The organism is Paenibacillus helianthi (genome assembly GCF_001909055.1).
Taxonomy (GTDB): domain Bacteria; phylum Bacillota; class Bacilli; order Paenibacillales; family Paenibacillaceae; genus Paenibacillus_AQ; species Paenibacillus_AQ helianthi.
In genome coordinates this window covers 40361-59771 of sequence record NZ_LVWI01000032.1, presented here as the reverse complement: position 1 = coordinate 59771, position 19411 = coordinate 40361, and the positions used below count along the sequence as shown (strand labels likewise).

Here is a 19411-nt window from a genome sequence, read left to right as displayed (position 1 = left end):
CTACACAGTACTAAAAAGGAGAGCGAATGATATGAGGACAATATTTCTAACAGGTGGAACAGGTTTTATTGGGAGGCAATTAGTGGAGGAGCTTCTTAAAGAGGATGTTATGATTTTTCTTTTAGTGAGGTCAAAAAGTAAAGCAACACGTGCTTTTCAAGAAAAAGGTATTTTAAACGAAGCGGCCCTGCACTTTATTGAAGGTGATTTGACAAAAACAGATTTAGGTTTAAGTGATGAAGATAAGGATAGGGTATCGAACACGGATGTTATTATTCACGCAGGTGGACAAATGGATATTCAAGCGACACAGCAAGAGGCAACATCTGTATTTTTAAACGGCGCCAAGCATATCAGTGAATTCGCTAAAAGTATCCATCAATTGAAGGGCTTGCAGCAATTTATTCATGTAGTAGGATATATGTCCCCCTTTGATGATAATAATAGCAAGGTTGCGATTGATGTGTTTAAAGAAGGGCACGACTATTTAAAAATAAAGAATCCTTATGAAAAAACAAAATTTTTAGCAGATCTTTATATTCGCCAGCAGGCATCCGCAATAGGCTATCCGCTTTCTGTGATTAATCCACCAACTGTAGTCGGCAGTAGTAAAACAGGGAGTACGGAGCAAACAGCAGGCTTAGGCTTGCTTGTGGCGAGTATGCGAAGAGGGCTGATGCCATTTATTCCTGGAGGCAAGGGGTATAAATTACCGCTTATTTCAAACGATGAGCTAGCGAAGTTTATTGTTCAGGTTTTTAAGCTGGAGCAATCGTCTATTCAAACATATACACTTGTTCAAGACAACCAGCTTGATCCGGATATATCTGAATTATTAGAAGTTATGTCAGAAAGTATGAATATGGCAGCACCTAAAATCTCTGTGCCCATTCGCTTCGTGAAGGCACTTATGAAAAGTGGGATAAGTAAAATAACACAAATTCCATCTGATGGACTGAACTTTATTACAAATAGAAAGTTTCCAAATGATTCATCGAAAAAAATCATGGGAGAAGATTGGTTTACTAAGACGAGTGTTATGAATTTTTTCCCGGCCGTAGTAGCGGATTTGGATTATCGCTTGATGTATCAAAATGACCAGCATAATCATCTATTTGAACGAACCTTAATCGGAAACACTGTGATTTATCAAATACCAGGAGAGGGTAAGCCATTTATTTTATTACACGGTTTGTTGAGTGATGGAGAGGATTTATTTCCTTTAGGATTAGAGCTTCATGAAAAAACTGGGCAACCCGTATGGATTCCAGATCTTCCTGGTTTAGGACGTTCCCCTTTTAAACGAGAGAAAAATCTTCTAGATCTCTATTTGAATTTAGTGAAAGAGTTATTGGGAAAAGCTGCTGATGGTGCACATTGGATCGGCCATTCCTTCGGAGCAATTATTCTGCTGGAAGCATTAGTGCGAGAGTACATAAATATGAAGAATACTATTACTTTACTTCAGCCCCCTGTTGCGAAAAGAAATTCTAAATCGTTTAATGTTCCTCAATTTATGAACAAATGGGCATTGAAGTTAGCAACTGCTAATTCAATAGAACGTTATTTAATTGGTAATGGTCTGTTTGAAAATACGGAGAGCATTCCGAAACATTATATTGCAAAAGTAAGCAGCAGCTTTACTTCGCCTAGAATATTAAATACAACTCTTCAGCTAAATCGTTTTCTATCGAAAGACTATCAAGGCGATTTCACCAAAGTACCAAGGGATAAGCTTCATATTATTTGGGGAGATCAGGATAGAAGCTATTCTGCTCCATTACATCTTGGTGAGATTGATGTTGTTCCATATGGTCATCATTTTCCTCTTAGCCATCCGAGGGAAACGGCTTCCTATATATTATGAAATTAATATGATGTTTTCAAAATAGACCGGTCGGCATTTAAATTAGAGGAGTTGTCTAGTATGCTCATTTCAGTTCAACATATCCGGCACGCTACATCAATTCTAACCATAAACGGTAAACGTATACTGATTGATCCGATGTTGAGTGATGTGGGCGAACTTTCACCTGTGCCTTTAACTCGAAATTATCGTAGAAAGTAAATTGAGCCGAAATCAGCTTGCTAAGTTTCTGAAGGAACAACATCTGGAGGACTCCGTTTGGGTTCCTGAAGACGGCGAGGTCGTTTCTTTTTGACTCTCCTTTCCTTTTTGAGCGTATACTCCGCGAGGTGAAAAGGTCAGCGATATGTATAAGGGTAAAGATCCTGTATATGTAATTCTAAAGATTGAGACGGAAGAAATGCAAAAATCCACAATCTCATGCGGTTGTGGATTTACATGGTGGAGTCGAACGTTCCTGCATCCCTTTCCAGTAGGCCAATTCGTTTTTTGTTTTGTTAGAACTTATACGGTTTCGGGGTTATTTTAGCAATCCATAAGAAATGAAAGTCAGCCTTTGTTCTATAATGAAGGGGAACGTCTTAAGATTTGGGTCATGGGGAACGCTAGAAGGCTAAGGCTAGAAGCCAAGGAGGCAAGTCAATGAACAAATTCCTGCTCGTATTCCGTATGGATATCACCACCCCGGAAGCGCAGCCTACGCCGGTGCAAATGCAAGGTTACATGGAGCAGTGGGGAGAATGGATCAGCAGTCTTGCTGCACAGGACAGACTTGCTGCAGGCGGGAATCATCTATCTGCCGAAGGCAGAGTGCTGCGGCCCCATGGCATAACAACGGATGGACCCTACACTGAGCATAAAGAATCCATGGCTGGGTATATCCTGGTTAACGCAGTGGATATGGAGGAAGCGGTTCAGCTTGCGAAGGGCTGTCCGATTCTGCTCGGTGAAGGGACCAGTGTCGAAGTGAGACCCGTTGCCGGAATGTAGAACAGCAGAACGTTCCAATGCACAACAACATTTAGGAGGGATCTGTAATGCCGAAAATTGTCACGAATCTATGGTTCGATACGGAAGCGGAAGAAGCGGCGAAATTCTATACCTCAATTTTTAAAAATTCCAAAATCTTGAATACCTCTTATTATGGAGAAGGCGGCAGACGTCCTGCCGGATTGGTGATGACTGTAACGTTTGTACTGGACGGACAGGTCTACACTGCACTCAATGGTGGCCCGGAGTTCAAATTTACGGAAGCGATCTCGCTGATGGTGAACTGCGAAGGGCAGGAGGAGGTCGACGAGCTGTGGGAGAAGCTGTCCGAAGGCGGCTCGGAAGGGCCGTGCGGTTGGCTGAAAGACAGATACGGTTTGTCCTGGCAGATTTTCCCGGCCGAAGCGGGGAGATTGCTGAGTGATCCGGATTCTGTCAAAGCACAAAGAGTCATGCAGGCGATGCTCCAGATGAGCAAGCTGGACATTGCCGCGTTAGAGCGGGCTCGTGAGGGCAGTGGAGAATAGCTCTGAGAAATAGACAACTGGAATAGAAGTGAACAAAGAGCTGTCCCGTGAGTGATATGCTCCCCATATAGTAGACAGGTGAAATAATAAAAACCTGTTACTGTATGGGGAGTATTTTTATGGAACGAAAGAAGTTTACAGCATTCGCCGAGGAACTTCACATCGAAGCTATTCCACGTAGCTATAAACACCTCGGAAATCCAATCCTTCCATTCTTTTTGCTCTATTTGAAGGAAGATACTCCATAATAGGTATAGTGAATTTATCGGGCCTGATCTATCTTGTTAACATCATGAAGAGATATGGGGGAAGGGCTAGATCATCTTGTGGGAATCGCTGGCGGTTTTACTCAAAACTACGAAAGGAATACGCCAAAATATAGAAGGTGAATTCCAACTGTACAAAGAAATTAAATATATATACGTACCAGGAAAGGTAGGGAGTTTTGCCGAACAATTTTGAAAAAGTTAAGTGTTTCCCGACTTCCTAACAAATGATGAGGGTGCAAGGAAACCCTTGTCCGATCTTATGTTGTATAGGGGCTAAATCAAGCCACCCGTAGAATGGGTGATACTGTGACTAACTTCAGTGGAGGTAATTATGACTAATAGTTTAAGGCGAAAAGCAAGAATTCTCAGTTCGCAAGTAAACGTAGTAAAGAAGGTTTTTATCCTCGTATTGGTTCTTGTATTTGGAACGAACACGTTAATGATTGCAAGTGCTAATACTCCCGTAAACGGAAATACAGATTTCGATTCAGTTAGTGGACCGATCATCATATCTGGATCGTCTACTGGTCCAGGACTAATGGCTACTGATATTAATGGATATGATTTTCTGCTCAAGTCAAGCAGCGCAACAAATTGCTACATTGGTGCAGAATTCCTAACAGGTCAAACCAATCTTATCAGCGGAGCGACCAATGATGGAACTCCATTATCCTACATGGAAGTGTCTTCAAACAGCGGGAAAATATTTGATCTCCAGTCCGTAGATATTGCAATGTCTGGTGTAAGTTTGGGGACAAATGGAAATATTCAACTTATAGGATATGTAAATGGCTTAGCCGTTTCTGGAGCAGTCATGTCTCTAACTGTAACCGATGCATATCTTGGAGGACAACTTGTTACTTTTAATGTATCTTCCAATACTAAATTTGTAGGTATTGATAAATTTCGTATCCAGACCGATGGATCTTATCAAGTTACCGGGGCTTTTGGAATCGACAATATCAATGCAGTTAATTTCAGAAACACAAACACTGCACCTGTTTTTATTGGTGCAACAACCAGTTTTATCGTAAATCAGGATTCAAGTGCAACAGATATCAAAGGTCTGCTTCATGTAAGCGATATCGATCCCAGTCAGGTAGAGACATGGTCACCAAATACGCCGCCAAATCATGGGACACTCAATTTCTTAAGTGCAACAGCAGCCAGTGGCAGTACTGATATTGCACCAGGAGGAACCATTACCTACACACCTGACAGCGGATATGCAGGGACTGACAGTTTTACTGTTCAAGTTAGTGACGGTACGTCAACTGCGACAAGGACAATTACAGTTACAGTGAATGCCAATCCGACCTACACCGTAACGTATAACGGAAACGGCAACACTGGTGGTACGGTTCCGACCGATAGCAACAGCTATCCGCAGGGGAACATCGTGACGGTGCTGGGGAACACCGGAATGCTGGTGAAGACAGGGTATACGTTCGCAGGCTGGAACACCGCTGCTAACGGAAGCGGCACCAACTACGGGGCGAATGCCACCTTCAGCATGGGCTCGGTGAATGCCACCCTCTATGCGAAGTGGACGGCCAATCCGAGCTTCACCGTAACGTATAACGGAAACGGCAGCACCGGTGGTACAGTTCCGACCGACAGCAACAGCTATCAGCAGGGGAACATGGTGACGGTGCTAGGGAACACCGGAGCGCTGGTGAAGACAGGGTATACGTTCTTCGGATGGAACACTGCCGCTAACGGAAGCGGCACCGACTACGCGGCGAATGCCACCTTCAGCATGGGCACGGCGAATGCCACCCTCTATGCGAAGTGGACAGCCAATCCGACCTTCACCGTAACGTATAACGGAAACGGCAACACCGGCGGTGCGGTTCCGACCGACAGCAACAGCTATCAGCAGGGGAACACCGTGACGGTGCTAGGGAACACCGGAACGCTGGTGAAGACGGGCTATACGTTCGCAGGCTGGAACACCGCCGCTAACGGAAGCGGCACCGACTACGTGGCGAATGCCACCTTCAGCATGGGCACGGCGAATGCCACCCTCTATGCGAAGTGGACGGCCAATCAGACCTACACCGTAACGTATAACGGAAACGGCAACACCGGCGGTACGGTTCCGACCGACAGCAACAGCTATCCGCAGGGGAACTCTGTGACGGTGCTGGGGAACACTGGAACCCTGGTGAAGAATGGCTATACGTTCGCAGGCTGGAACACCGCCGCTAACGGAAGCGGCACCGACTATGCAGCGAATGCCACCTTCAGCATGGGCACGGCGAATGCCACTCTCTATGCGAAGTGGGCGGCCAATCCGACCTATACCGTAACGTATAACGGAAACGGCAGCACCGGCGGTGCGGTTCCCACCGACAGCAACAGCTATCCGCAGGGGAACACCGTGACAGTGCTGGGGAACACCGGAATGCTGGTGAAGACAGGGTATACGTTCGCAGGCTGGAACACCGCTGCTAACGGAAGCGGCACCGACTACGCGGCGAATGCCACCTTCAGCATGGGCTCGGCGAATCCCACCCTCTATGCGAAGTGGACAGCCAATCCGACCTACACCGTAACGTATAACGGAAACGGCAACACCGGCGGTGCGGTTCCGACCGACAGCAACAGCTATCCGCAAGGGAACACCGTGACGGTGCTGGGGAACACCGGAACGCTGGTGAAGACGGGCTATACGTTCGCAGGCTGGAACACCGCCGCTAACGGAAGCGGCACCGACTATGCGGCGAATGCCACCTTCAGCATGGGATCGGCGAATGCCACCCTCTATGCGAAGTGGACGGCCAATCCGACCTTCACCGTAACGTATAACGGAAACGGCAGCACCGGCGGTACGGTTCCGACCGACAGCAACAGCTATCAGCAGGGGAACACAGTGACGGTGCTAGGGAACACTGGAACGCTGGTGAAGACAGGATATACGTTCGCAGGCTGGAACACCGCCGCTAACGGAAGCGGCACTGACTACGCAGCCAATGCCACCTTTAGCATGGGCACGGCGAATGCCACTCTCTATGCGAAGTGGACGGCCAATCCGACCTACACCGTAACGTATAACGGAAACGGCAGCACCGGCGGTGCGGTTCCGACCGACAGCAACAGCTATCCGCAGGGGAACACCGTGACGGTACTGGGGAACACCGGAATGCTGGTGAAGACAGGGTATACGTTCGCAGGCTGGAATACCGCCGCTAACGGAAGCGGCACCGACTACGCGGCGAATGCCACCTTCAGCATGGGATCGGCGAATGCCACCCTCTATGCGAAGTGGACAGCCAATCCGACCTATACCGTAACGTATAACGGAAACGGCAGCACCGGCGGTGCGGTTCCCACCGACAGCAACAGCTATCCGCAGGGGAACACCGTGACAGTGCTGGGGAACACCGGAACGCTGGTGAAGACAGGGTATACGTTCGCAGGCTGGAACACAAAGGCGGACGGAAGCGGCACCGACTACGGGGCGAATGCTACCTTCAGCATGGGAACGGCGAATGCCACCCTCTATGCCAAGTGGACGGCCAATCCGAGCTTCACCGTAACGTATAACGGAAACGGCAACACTGGCGGCACGATTCCGACCGACAGCAACAGCTATCCGCAGGGGAACATGGTGACGGTGCTAGGAAACACCGGAACGCTGGTGAAGACGGGCTATACGTTCTTCGGATGGAACACTGCCGCTAACGGAAGCGGCACCGACTACGCGACGAATGCCACCTTCAGCATGGGCACGGCGAATGCCACCCTCTATGCGAAGTGGACGGCCAATCCGACCTTCACCGTAACGTATAACGGCAACGGCAACACCAGCGGTACAATTCCGACCGACAGCAACAGCTATCCGCAGGGGAACACGGTGACGGTGCTAGGGAACACCGGAGCCCTGGCGAAAACGGGCTATACGTTCGCAGGCTGGAACACCACCGCTAACGGAAGCGGCACCGACTACGCAGCCAATGCTACCTTCAGCATGGGCACGGCGAATGCCACCCTTTATGCGAAGTGGACAACCAATCCGACCTACACCGTAACGTATAACGGAAACGGCAGCACCGGCGGTACGGTTCCGACCGACAGCAACAGCTATCCGCAGGGGAACATCGTGACGGTGCTAGGGAACACCGGAACGCTGGTGAAGACAGGCTATACGTTCGCAGGCTGGAACACCGCTGCTAACGGTAGCGGCACCGACTACGCGGCGAATGCCACCTTCAGCATGGGCACGGCGAATGCCACGCTCTATGCGAAGTGGACGGCCAATCCGACCTTCACCGTAACGTATAACGGAAACGGCAGCACCGGTGGTACGGTTCCGACCGACAGCAACAGCTATCAGCAGGGGCACACGGTGACGGTGCTGGGGAACACCGGAACGCTGGTGAAGACAGGGTATACATTCGCAGGCTGGAACACGAAAGCGGACGGAAGCGGTATGGATTACACGGTTAGCGGCAGTTTCGCGATGGGAACGGCGAATGCCACGCTCTATGCGAAGTGGACGGCCAATCCGACCTTCACCGTAACGTATAACGGAAACGGCAACACCGGTGGTACGGTTCCGACCGACAGCAACAGCTATCAGCAGGGGAACACAGTGACGGTGCTGGGGAACACCGGAGCGCTGGTGAAGACGGGCTATACGTTCGTAGGCTGGAACACCGCCGCTAACGGAAGCGGCACCGACTACGCGGCGAATGCCACCTTCAGCATGGGCTCGGCGAATGCCACGCTCTATGCGAAGTGGACGGCCAATCCGACCTTCACCGTAACGTATAACGGAAACGGCAGCACCGGTGGTACGGTTCCGACCGACAGCAACAGCTATCAGCAAGGGAACACAGTGACGGTGCTAGGGAACACCGGAACGCTGGTGAAGACAGGGTATACGTTCGCAGGCTGGAACACAAAGGCGGACGGAAGTGGTATGGATTACAAGGTTAGCGGCAGTTTCGCAATGGGTGCGGCCAACGTTACCCTCTATGCGAAGTGGACAGCCAATCCGACCTACACCGTAACGTATAACGGAAACGGCAACACCGGCGGTGCGGTTCCGACCGACAGCAACAGCTATCCGCAGGGGAACACCGTGACGGTGCTAGGGAACACCGGAACGCTGGTGAAGACGGGCTATACGTTCGCAGGTTGGAACACCGCCGCTAACGGAAGCGGCACCGACTACGCAGCCAATGCCACCTTCAGCATGGGCTCGGCGAATGCCACCCTCTATGCGAAGTGGACAGCCAATCCGACCTTCACCGTAACGTATAACGGAAACGGCAGCACCGGTGGTGCGGTTCCGACCGACAGCAACAGCTATCAGCAGGGGAACACCGTGATGGTGCTAGGGAATACTGGAACGCTGGTGAAGACAGGCTATACGTTCGCAGGCTGGAACACCGCCGCTAACGGAAGTGGCACCGACTACGGGGCGAATGCCACCTTCAGCATGGGAACGGCGAATGCCACCCTCTATGCCAAGTGGACGTCATCAAATGCGCAGTTGTCCAGCTTGTCAGTGGATCAGGGGACATTGACACCAGCATTTACAGCAGCAACTCTGAAATATAACGTGAATGATGTAGCTAATTCGGTTTCAAGCAGCAATCTTTCTTTTACCACAGCGGATTCCCATGCGACGTTTACCGTTTCGGGAGCCGTGTACAGTTCCCTAACGGGCAATATGTATACCTATAGAGCCAACAACTTACAGGTGGGCGCGAACCTGATTCAGATTAGCGTAATGGCCTTAGACGGTACTGGCAATACGTATATGGTAACTGTGAATCGGGAGGATGTATCCAGGTTACCATCACCGGGTGGTCCGCCGGCGGACAGTATAACGCCAACAGTGACACCTGGACCTACGAAACAAGAGGTTGATGTATTCAATAGCGGCATTGTTAATGTAATAAACTTAGTTAATGCTTTCGAGTCCAAGGTAGAGAAAGCTAAGAAATCTAATGTTAAGGTTGAACTTGCTGATACGAAAGGGCACTGGGCTGAAAAAACTATCGATACTTTCGTAAAGCTCCATGTGATTGAAGGTTACAACGATGGTACGTTCAAGCCGGATGGTGAGATCACGCGCGCTGAATTTGCAGTGATTCTGAGTCGGGTATTCGATATCAAAAGCGGCAACAATACTGGTGTTGCATTTAAGGACGTTGGCAGTCACTGGGCGAAAGGCGCCATCGAGAAGCTTGCAGAGGCAGGGGTTATCAGCGGCTACGAGGATGTTACGTTCAAGCCAGATAAAACAATCACCCGCGAGGAAATGGTTATCCTTTTGTCCCGCATCTTGAACCTTAACAACGTAACGAAGGACACCACCAAAGGCAATTTCAATGACCTGAAGGGTTCCTATGCAGCAAACGAGATCAAAGCTGAAGCACAAGCTGGTATCATAAACGGCAAAGCAGATGGGAAATTTGATGCTAAGAGCAACGCCACACGCGCAGAAGCTCTGCAGATCATCCTGAATGCGCTGAAGCTCAGCCCGCAATTGAAGACGCTGTTGGATTCACTTAACTAATGCCGGTTCTCCGAAAAAAAGAGACAAGTGTAATTTGGGGCTGTTGACAAAAGGGGCTGGCCCAAAAGTGGATTTTCTATGGCGGAAGGCAGTTCTCTTCATTCTTAAAACCACAAAAAGTGAGCAGAGCAGCGATTCTCCTGTTATTGAAGGATCGCTGCTCTTTTTTTTGGTCATGGGTGGCTTGCTTTAGCAGATTATGGGTAAGGGAAAGCCATCCTACCTCAAGCGTCACTTTCTCCATACCGCGAAGTAGAAATCACCGGAAGCCCCGGTTGCAGTTGTCCAAATACACTTTCCGGTTCGGTCATTCGACGCACGGCCAAGCGTAACCTTTCTCACTCCGTAGAATTTCCCGGCTACTGCCAACACCGTAAGCGCCTAAGGTTTATAGTGCTTCGGCCTTGGCTTTGGACGATTGGGACAGCTTGCGAGAAATGGAGCAACAGTGAGCAAATCATCGGCCGAATAAGAGTGAAACCAAAGAATGCGCCTTCATTCGCGGAGGGGAGGCGTTTTTGGCTTCTTTTGTCATCCCGGACGTTTTACAATAAATGCCCACAGGCGTAAGATTCAAATCAACAACCGAATGTAAGTTAACTGTTCTCATATGGCTGAATTCCGTAATTGGGAACGGGGGAACCAATGGTGAATGCGGCTTTTGCACAGTCAGCTGCCGCTCACCCGGGGTGAATCCCTGCTGCGTGCTGAAAAGCCGCTGTGGCAGGGTAGGGCAATCTCGCTGCCCGAATCCGTCAGCTAACCCCGTAAGCCTCGAAGAGAGAGGATGAGCGCCATGATCGATTAACCGACCACGGAGAGCCCTGCCGCTTCTGTGGTCTTTTTGCTGTGTGTGCAGGAAGGAAAGGCAGTCTGTACAAGGAACTAGAAATCTCATAACAACGATAATTAGAGACATTATGCGTTATTTAGAATGCTCTATTATAAATGCTTCAAAGGGGGGATTCTTATCGTTACTGTATTTATCGTGTGCTTCTGGGTTGGACTAATACTCCTCCTTAGCGGCGGATTTCATGGGCATGGCCTGGCGGGTCATCTGCATGCGGGCGGCGGCGATGCCGGTGGACCCGGCTTTGTACCCATACTCCCTCTGATGGTGTTTGTCACAGTCTGGGGCGGTACAGGTTACGTGCTTGCCCGGTTCAGCGAAATGAGGATGCTCGCAGTGGTGCTGATTTGTACCGTGCTCGCTCTGCTTCTGGGCTGTGTGATGTATGCGGTGCTGGCCCGGGTGATGACCCGGTATGACAGCAGCATGAATGAACTGGATTACGAGCAGGCAGGGCAGCTCGGGTACATCAGTATACCAGCAGCAGATGGAGCGGTCGGGGAAATGAAATATGTACTTCACGGAACCATGCGCTCCATTGGAGTACGGGCTGAATCCGGCCAGCAGCTTGATAAAGGCGACAGGGTTATTATTTTGAAGGTGAACAAAGGAATGGCGGCAGTCACCCTCTTCGAGAGGGATATCGATCAATTATAATTCACGGGGAGTGTCAATCTAAATGTTTATTCTGTATGTAATCGCGGCAATTGTTGTTGTTATTCTGCTGGCCTTGTTCAGTATCGTGAACTCTTATAAAAAGGTTCCGCCCAATCAGGCGATGATCGTCTACGGCCTTGGCGGAAAAAGAGTGGTCCAGGGCGGCGGGACGTTCGTCATCCCCGGCTTCCAGAACAATAAGACCATCTCCATGATGCTGATGAGCTTCGACGTCATCCCGGCGCAGGCGATGTTCTCCAAGCAAGGCATCAAGCTCAACCTGGAGGCGGTGGCTCAGATTAAGATAAAAAGCGATCCTACCGCTATTCTGACTGCCAGTGAGCAGTTTATCGACCGGCCGGAAGAAGACCGCGAGACGATTATCCTGCATTCGGTGGAAGGCCATTTGCGCGGCTTAATCGGACAATTAACAGTGGAATCCATTCTCAAGACTCCTGACGAAATCAACAGCAAGATGCGGGAGACCTGCTCGGAAGACCTCGACAAGATGGGACTTGAGGTAGTCAGCTTCACCATTAAGAAAATTACGGATGACAAAGGATATATCGACAATATGGGGGTTCCGGAAATTGAGCGCATCCGGCGGGATGCCAGCATCGCCAAGGCGGAAGCGGAACGCGACATTCAGATCAAGCAAGCCGAGGCGGAGAAAGAATCCTCCATTGCCAAAGCTAATGCGCATCAGGCCACCATTGAAGCAGGAACTGCCGCCCGCGCCAAGGAATCTCAGTTTGAGAAGGAATTGAACATTAAGCAGGCGGACTTTAAGCTGGAGACTGAAGTGAAGAAAGCACAAGCCGATCTTGCATACGAATTACAGCAGAACAAAATCAAGCAGTCGCTGGTTACCGAGCAGGTCAAGATCACGCAGATGGAAGCGGAGGCGAACCGGACCGTCCGGGAAATCGAAGTTGAGCTGAGACAGAAGGAGCTGGAGGCAACGGTGATCAAGCCTGCTGAGGCGGAGAACCAGGCTACGATCATGAGAGCGGAAGCCGCCAAGCAGCGGCAGATTCTTGAGGCGGAAGCAGAGGCAGCCACCACGACCAAACGGGGGCTGGCAACAGCGGAAGCAGAGCTGGCGAAAGGGAGAGCCAACGCAGAAATTGTTCAACTGGCTGGAGCGGCGGAAGCAGGGGCACTGGAGAAAAAAGCCGAAGCGTACAAACAGTTTACGCAAGCCGCACTCACAGTGGAATTCTTAAAAGTTCTGCCAGAGCTGGCTGAAAAAATCGCTTCCCCGCTGGCCAAGGTCGATAAGATTACAGTGATTTCACAGGATGGGGCTTCATCCGGGGTGAATAAAATCACCGGTGATATCGCAAAAATCATGGCCCAGGTTCCTGAATTGACCCAGTCGCTTACCGGCATGAATTTTACAGAGGCGCTCAGCGGGCTGCTTGGCCGGAATAAAGAGCAGTAATTCTATAGCGTTATACCATACTATAATACTTCCTACTCGTAAAACAGCGGGGGTGTCCCACTTAGGGGACATCCCCTTATTTTGCTGCTGCCGAGAGCGTTACCACTCCACAATGTACTATCTCTTCTATGACAGTTATACTAAAACTACTATGTGATTTAGGATGAATAACGGGTGAATAAAGGGAGGATACATGATGATTAGAGCCACACAAGACAATGAATATGTTGAATTGACGAGTCCCACTCAGCTCCCCAAAGCTTCAGGGTTTCTATGGAACGAGAAGATGATGATTCACGTCAATTGCCGCGGATATGCGGTCGCGCAGTTTATGCAGCCAGAGCCTGCCAAGTATTCCTATGCGCCGAATCTGGAAGCGAAGACCTTCATGCAGCCGGAGCAGCCCTACTATGCCCATCATCCCGGCCGGTTTCTCTATGTAAAGGATGAAGAGACGGGTGAGATTTTCTCGGCACCGTATGAGCCGGTTCGTGTTCTGCCGGACCAATACACTTTTGCTGTAGGGAAACACCATATTGTCTGGAAGCTTGAGCATCTTGGCTTTGCTGTGGAAATGACGCTCAGCCTGCCCAAAGACGAGGCCATGGAGCTATGGCGGGTGAAGGTGAAGAATCTCTCAGACCGGAAGCGGAAGCTCAGCATCTATCCTTATTTTACAGTGGGCTACATGTCGTGGATGAATCAGTCGGCGGAGTATCATGAAGAGCTGCAGGGGATGGTCTGTTCTGCGATTACCCCATATCAGAAATATCAGGACTATGCGAAGATCAAGCAGCTGAAGGACAAAACCTTTCTCCTTGCCGATCAGCCGCCGCGCGCCTGGGAAGCCAGCCAGGAAGCTTTTGAAGGTGAAGGCGGGATTGGCATGCCATCGGCCGTTCAGCAGGAGGAACTCTCCAAAGGGGATGCCCGTTATGAGATGCCGCTGTGTGTCCTGCAATACAGTCTGGAGCTTACGCCTGGTGAAGACAAGCTCTACCGCTTTATTTTTGGTCCGGCCAAAACAGAAGAGGAGATCGCGCAGATCCGCCAGCAGTATTTCCTGAATGCGGCTTCCGGCAGTGAGGATGGATTTGCTGCGGCGGAGCGGGAATATGCGGGATATATACAGGAGGGCAAAGGCTGCATCGAGATTAAGACGCCTGATCCTGAACTGGACAACTTTGTGAATCACTGGCTGCCCCGGCAAATGTATTATCATGGCCAGACCAACCGCCTGACGACAGACCCGCAGACCCGGAACTACCTCCAGGACAATATGGGAATGAGCTATATCAAGCCACAGATGGCAAGAAATGCGTTTCTCACGGCGTTAAGCCAGCAAAATGCAAGCGGTGCCATGCCGGACGGAATTATTCTGCATGAAGCGGCTGAGCTGAAGTACATCAATCAGGTTCCGCATATGGATCACTGTGTCTGGCTGCCCATTTGTCTGAGCACCTATCTGGATGAAACGAATGATTACACCATTCTGGAGGAAGAGGTTGCTTTTGCGGGCGGGGAAGAGATGGCTACCGTATATGAACATATCAACCGGGCGATGTTCTGGCTGATGGAGGCAACGGATGAGCGCGGCTTGAACTATATCGACCAGGGCGACTGGTGTGATCCGATGAACATGGTGGGCTACAAAGGCAAAGGCGTCTCCGGCTGGCTGACCATGGCATCTGCTTATGCCTTCATGATCTGGGCGGATATCTGCGCTACAAGCGGACGGCCGGAGATGAGCAGGAAGCTCGCTGCGGCAGCGGATGAGGCGAATGTGGTCATTAATCAATATCTGTGGGACGGCAACTGGTATGCCCGGGGAATCACCGATGATAATGTGGTATTCGGCATCAGTAAGGATACGGAGGGGCGTATTTTCATTAACCCTCAGGGTTGGGCTCTGCTGTGCGGGGCTGCGGATGCCTCGAAGCAGGAGAAGCTGATGCGTGCGGTCAAGGAGCAGTTGGAAACCCCTTATGGTCTGGAAAAGCTGGCGCCATCCTACACTGCCATGCGTGAGGATGTGGGCAGAGTCACGCAGAAGCATCCGGGAACCGCCGAGAATGGGGCGGTGTATAACCATGCAGCAGCCTTTTATATCTATGCGCTTTACGCTGTGGGTGAACCGAATGATGCCTACCGCCTGCTGCGCAAAATGATCCCCGGACCAGACCCTGAGGATCTGATCCGACGCGGCCAGTTGCCTGTGTTCATCCCCAACTATTATCGCGGGGCTTACCGACAGTTTCCGCGTACCGCCGGACGTTCCAGCCATTTGTTCAATACAGGGACGGTGCCATGGGTATACCGCTGCCTGATTGACGGTCTGTTTGGGGTACAGGGGAATGAGGAGGGAATCCGCATCCATCCTCAGCTTCCAGCACACTGGGAAGAGGCGTCGGTCAAACGGAGCTTTAGAGGGGCCGAGCTGCATGTTGCGATGAAACGGGAGGCGGGGGTGACTGCTGTAGAAGTGTATGTAAACGGCAGCCGCATCGAAGATGGCATAATCAAGAATGTGGAAGCTGGCAGGGTATACGACGTTTTGGTGAAGCTGCCACCTCAATAAACCGATATAATAGGGAGCCACAGAAAAACTCCATGAAGGGAATTACCTAAGCTTGAGAACGACCATTACAGCTTTCTTTTCCAGAGCCATACCCTTGTTTCTCATTGCGGCAGCCTACTTTTTGTCTACCCGTACGAATGCCATGTCTGATTCACAGCTGGCGGCGGCGAGTCTTTCTCCGTATGTTATTTTTGGCGTGGGGGCCATATTATCCTGGAAGTTTAACCGTAGCCGGGAATTCTACATTCTGATTATTCTGGCGGTTTGCCTGGCCTCCACAACCTATTTACCGGAAATTCCGGGTATGGCAGTGCGGAAGGAGGATATCTATTCTATTATCTGTCTGGTGATTCCATTGAACATTGCGCTGTTTTCGTTTTTTAAAGAGCGGGGCATCATCAGTTTATGGGGCAGCCTTCGGATCGCTCTGATCCTGGCAGAGTGCCTGTTTCTGTTCTGGCAGATGAAATCAGGGGACAGCAAATGGCTTAATCTATTGAATACAGATGTTGTACCTGTAAATCTTCACGCCGTCACTCCCATACCGCAGCTGTCTGTTATTGCATTTGTCGTCACTTTAGCTATTCTGCTAGTCAGGTTAATCGTATACCGGTCCTCATCACAGGAAATTTCATTCATCAGTGTCCTGTTAGCCATGTTTTACGTGCTGGATCAGAGCAGCAGTCCGCTGCTGTATTCGATATTTTTTGCCGTTTCAGGGGTGGTTCTTATTCTTTCGATCATTCAGGATTCGTATTCGATGGCTTTTTCCGATGAGCTTACCGGATTGCCCTCGCGGCGGGCGCTCAAGCAGGACATGATGAAGCTAGGCTTTAACTATACCATTGCGATGCTGGATATTGATTTCTTCAAAAAATTCAATGACACCTATGGACATGATACCGGAGATGAAGTGCTAAAGCTGGTGGCATCCACCTTACAGGACGTTACCGGCGGCGGGAGAGCCTTCCGCTATGGCGGGGAGGAATTCACGATTCTTTTTCCGGGGAAAAACATCAATGATGTGCTCCCCCATCTCGAAGAGCTGCGGGACAAGATATCCAAGCGGGCCTTCAATTTACGCGCCAAAGGCAGATCCAAAAGCAAATCCAAAAAAAGATCTGCCAGCACAAAAGCCACTAAGCAAATCTACATAACTGTAAGCATCGGGGTTTCTCAGAAGAACGAGAAGTACAAAACCACGGAAAGCGTAATGAAATCAGCGGACACCGCCCTATACCGCGCGAAGAAAAAAGGCAGGAATTGTGTGAGTAAATAGAGGGGGGCAATTACGTCTGGAGTGGCTGGCGGACATCGACGCAAAATTTGGTATAAATATACGATAGAGCCAAATCGGGCTACATTATTTAAGAAAGCGAACAGCGGATAGGCGGATAGCCTCTCTTCGGCGGTTCGCTTTTTTTATCTATGAAAATATGTATATTCATAAATGAAAACATCACATAACGTTTACATTAATAATTTAATAGTTCGTGATAGAAACCTACATCTTTTTAACTATTAATGGAATTAAAAATCTAAATAGGAAATGTAATGGGTTTGTAAGGCGATCTAATACATATAATAGAAATAATACAAGGTAAAAAACGGATAAAAAAGATATTGACGTAAGAAAATTTAACATGTAATATAAACCATAATTTATATGGGAAACCTTACCTCCTCAAGTGCTGTTCCTGCAGTTTATTGACCTTCGGTCTATTCTGGGGATAGCGACTGAAGGGGTAAGAGATTCTTTGTAAGGTATTGTTACATACCTTGAAGACCGATGTTGTGATTTACACAAGGGAGGTTGAACAAAGCTTTAGCAGAGAGGGTACATTGGAACCTGATGGCATTGACGGTTTACGTTACACGGATCTAACAAAAGGAGGAGTAAATTTAATGGCGAAAAAGAGAAAATGGTGGTCTGGTTTACTGGTTCTATCTCTTGTAGGAGTTCTATTCACAGGTTGCAGTACAAATAACACTGCAACTAATTCACCGAGTGCTACAGCAGAGAGCTCTGCTCCTGCCGCAAGTGAAGCCCCCGCTGCTTCTAAACCGGCTGCAGATGGACCGGTTGATGGCGGTACGATAGTTATGAGCTCTTTCTCCGATATCGTAAATATTAATCCCCTCATGATTAACGACACCTCTTCCGGTGATGTAGCAGAATTCGTATTTGCGAAGCTCTATGATCTGGACCGTCAGGGCAATGTACAAGCAGAACCTTGGTCGCTGGCAGCAGCTGTACCGGAAATCTCCGCAGATGGACTGACATACACCATTAAATTGAAAGATACGATCAAATGGAGTGATGGTCAGCCTATTACAGCCGATGACGTGGTGTATACCATCGAAACGGCTAAGAATCCGGAAACCGGATCACCGCTTACAAGTGCTTTTGACAAAGTGAAGACCGTAGCGAAGGTCGATGACCACACTGTGAAAATTACGATGTCCAAGATTTATGCGCCTTTCCTCTATGCACTTTGCCAGGCTATTGTACCAGCGCATATTCTGAAGGATGTAGCACCGAAAACCATGCAAACCAATGCATATGGTACTGACCCGGCCAAGACCGTCACAAGCGGACCTTGGAAATGGACCTCCTGGAAACAGGGCGACAGCCATACCCTTGATGCTGATCCCAACTACTGGGGCGAAGTTAAACCTCACATTGCACAGGTGGTTTATAAAATCTATGCCGACCAGAATACCGAAGTTCAAGCTCTCCTGAAGGGCGACACAGACCATATCAGTGCTATTCCGGTTACACAGGTTGAAGCGGTCAAAGCTAACGACAAGATCAATATCATCCAAAAGCCAGGCGCTCAGTACGAATATGTAATGTTCAACTTTGATTCGAAGAACTTCAAAGACAAATACGGTCTGTTCGCTGGACAGAAGACCAGACAGGCCATTGCACACGCACTGAACCGCCAAGGGATGGTCGACAACATTCTGAAGGGTGTCGGCGCGCTGATGAACGCACCGTTCCTGCCAGGTACCTGGGCTGATCCGGGTGATGCAGCTGTTAACTATGATTACAATGCCGAAACAGCTAAGAAGCTGCTGGCAGAAGACGGATGGGTTGCCGGCAAGGATGGTATTCTCACCAAAGACGGACACCGTTTCTCCTTCGAACTGCAATATAATGCGGGCAACAGCCGCCGTGAGCAGGTTGCTGCTGTCATTCAGCAGAACCTGAAAGAAGTCGGCATTGAGGTAACACCAAAAGCCATTGACTTTGCAGCCTGGATTGACCAGAACGTAACACCGGGTAAATTCCAAGCGTTGCTGTTAGCGTGGTCCCTGAACACTCCGGACCCGGATTCAGAGAGCGTCTTCTCCTCCAAATACTTCCCGCCTGCTGGACAGAACAGCGGCTGGTATAAGAATGAGAAGCTGGATAAGTTGTGGGTAGATGGATATTCTACTGTTGACCAAGCGAAGCGTAAAGAAATTTATAAAGAAGTAGGTAAAGAAATCTCTACTGATCTGCCTTACGTGTTCCTGTATCAATATGGTCAAGCCATTGGTACGGGCCCTAGAGTTCATTGGGCAGACGAAGATGCTCCAGAGCCGTCACTGGGCTATGGACAGTACTTCCATGCTCTCAAATGGTGGGTAACCAACTAAACAAACAGACACAGGAAATAGAATTACGGGGGAGGAAAGAGAATTCTCT

Annotated in this window: 9 protein-coding genes, 1 pseudogene and 1 riboswitch; of the genes and pseudogenes, 9 read left to right on the top strand and 1 reads right to left on the bottom strand. The window is 49.5% G+C overall.

Features of this window, described 5'->3' with window-relative positions; translation table 11 throughout:
- Nucleotides 1–31 precede the first annotated feature (31 nt).
- From A3844_RS08810 to A3844_RS33420, 4 genes are all read left to right on the top strand, one after another.
- Complete coding sequence (locus tag A3844_RS08810; RefSeq protein WP_074107194.1) at nucleotides 32–1867, top strand: alpha/beta fold hydrolase; 1836 nt, start codon at nucleotides 32–34, stop codon at nucleotides 1865–1867.
- A 642-nt stretch (nucleotides 1868–2509) separates the two neighbouring features.
- Nucleotides 2510–2857 (top strand): YciI family protein, encoded by a 348-nt coding sequence (locus A3844_RS08805; protein ID WP_074107193.1) that lies wholly within the window; start codon nucleotides 2510–2512, stop codon nucleotides 2855–2857.
- Between the two features lie 47 nt (nucleotides 2858–2904).
- On the top strand, nucleotides 2905–3384 hold the full coding sequence (locus A3844_RS08800) for a VOC family protein (protein ID WP_074107192.1): 480 nt from the start codon (nucleotides 2905–2907) through the stop codon (nucleotides 3382–3384).
- Nucleotides 3385–3984: 600 nt separating this feature from the next.
- Nucleotides 3985–10188, top strand: a complete 6204-nt coding sequence (locus A3844_RS33420; RefSeq protein WP_143192050.1) for an InlB B-repeat-containing protein — start codon at nucleotides 3985–3987, stop codon at nucleotides 10186–10188.
- 166 nt (nucleotides 10189–10354) lie between these two features.
- Here A3844_RS33420 and A3844_RS33990 read toward each other — a convergent pair.
- Nucleotides 10355–10549 (bottom strand): annotated as a pseudogene (locus tag A3844_RS33990) (transposase); the annotation flags it as partial.
- A 241-nt stretch (nucleotides 10550–10790) separates the two neighbouring features.
- Nucleotides 10791–10977: riboswitch (cyclic di-AMP (ydaO/yuaA leader) on the top strand.
- Nucleotides 10978–11122: 145 nt separating this feature from the next.
- On the opposite strand from A3844_RS33990, the gene A3844_RS08785 reads away from it, so the two are divergent.
- The 5 genes from A3844_RS08785 (at nucleotide 11123) to A3844_RS08765 (ending at nucleotide 19362) form a co-directional block, all read left to right on the top strand.
- Nucleotides 11123–11695 (top strand): NfeD family membrane protein, encoded by a 573-nt coding sequence (locus tag A3844_RS08785; protein WP_074084359.1) that lies wholly within the window; start codon nucleotides 11123–11125, stop codon nucleotides 11693–11695.
- A gap of 22 nt (nucleotides 11696–11717) precedes the next feature.
- Entirely contained in the window at nucleotides 11718–13139 is a 1422-nt protein-coding gene (locus A3844_RS08780; protein WP_074107190.1) for a flotillin family protein, read from the top strand.
- Between the two features lie 196 nt (nucleotides 13140–13335).
- The gene (locus tag A3844_RS08775; protein WP_074107189.1) at nucleotides 13336–15717 is read left to right on the top strand and encodes a GH36-type glycosyl hydrolase domain-containing protein; all 2382 of its coding nucleotides are present in this window, start codon (nucleotides 13336–13338) and stop codon (nucleotides 15715–15717) included.
- Nucleotides 15718–15769: 52 nt separating this feature from the next.
- Nucleotides 15770–16996, top strand: coding sequence for a GGDEF domain-containing protein (locus A3844_RS08770; protein WP_074107188.1), 1227 nt, complete (start codon nucleotides 15770–15772; stop codon nucleotides 16994–16996).
- Nucleotides 16997–17622: 626 nt separating this feature from the next.
- Entirely contained in the window at nucleotides 17623–19362 is a 1740-nt protein-coding gene (locus A3844_RS08765; RefSeq protein WP_074107187.1) for a peptide-binding protein, read from the top strand.
- Nucleotides 19363–19411: the final 49 nt, after the last annotated feature.

Excerpts from the sequence above, each read along its gene's own strand:
- A3844_RS08785 (WP_074084359.1), top strand. The coding sequence starts at position 11,123 with ATGCTCTATTATAAATGCTTCAAAGGGGGGATTCTTATCGTTACTGTA.
- A3844_RS08780 (WP_074107190.1), top strand. The coding sequence starts at position 11,718 with ATGTTTATTCTGTATGTAATCGCGGCAATTGTTGTTGTTATTCTGCTG.
- A3844_RS08805 (WP_074107193.1), top strand. The coding sequence starts at position 2,510 with ATGAACAAATTCCTGCTCGTATTCCGTATGGATATCACCACCCCGGAA.
- A3844_RS08810 (WP_074107194.1), top strand. The coding sequence starts at position 32 with ATGAGGACAATATTTCTAACAGGTGGAACAGGTTTTATTGGGAGGCAA.
- A3844_RS08800 (WP_074107192.1), top strand. The coding sequence starts at position 2,905 with ATGCCGAAAATTGTCACGAATCTATGGTTCGATACGGAAGCGGAAGAA.
- A3844_RS08775 (WP_074107189.1), top strand. The coding sequence starts at position 13,336 with ATGATTAGAGCCACACAAGACAATGAATATGTTGAATTGACGAGTCCC.
- A3844_RS33420 (WP_143192050.1), top strand. The coding sequence starts at position 3,985 with ATGACTAATAGTTTAAGGCGAAAAGCAAGAATTCTCAGTTCGCAAGTA.
- A3844_RS08765 (WP_074107187.1), top strand. The coding sequence starts at position 17,623 with ATGGCGAAAAAGAGAAAATGGTGGTCTGGTTTACTGGTTCTATCTCTT.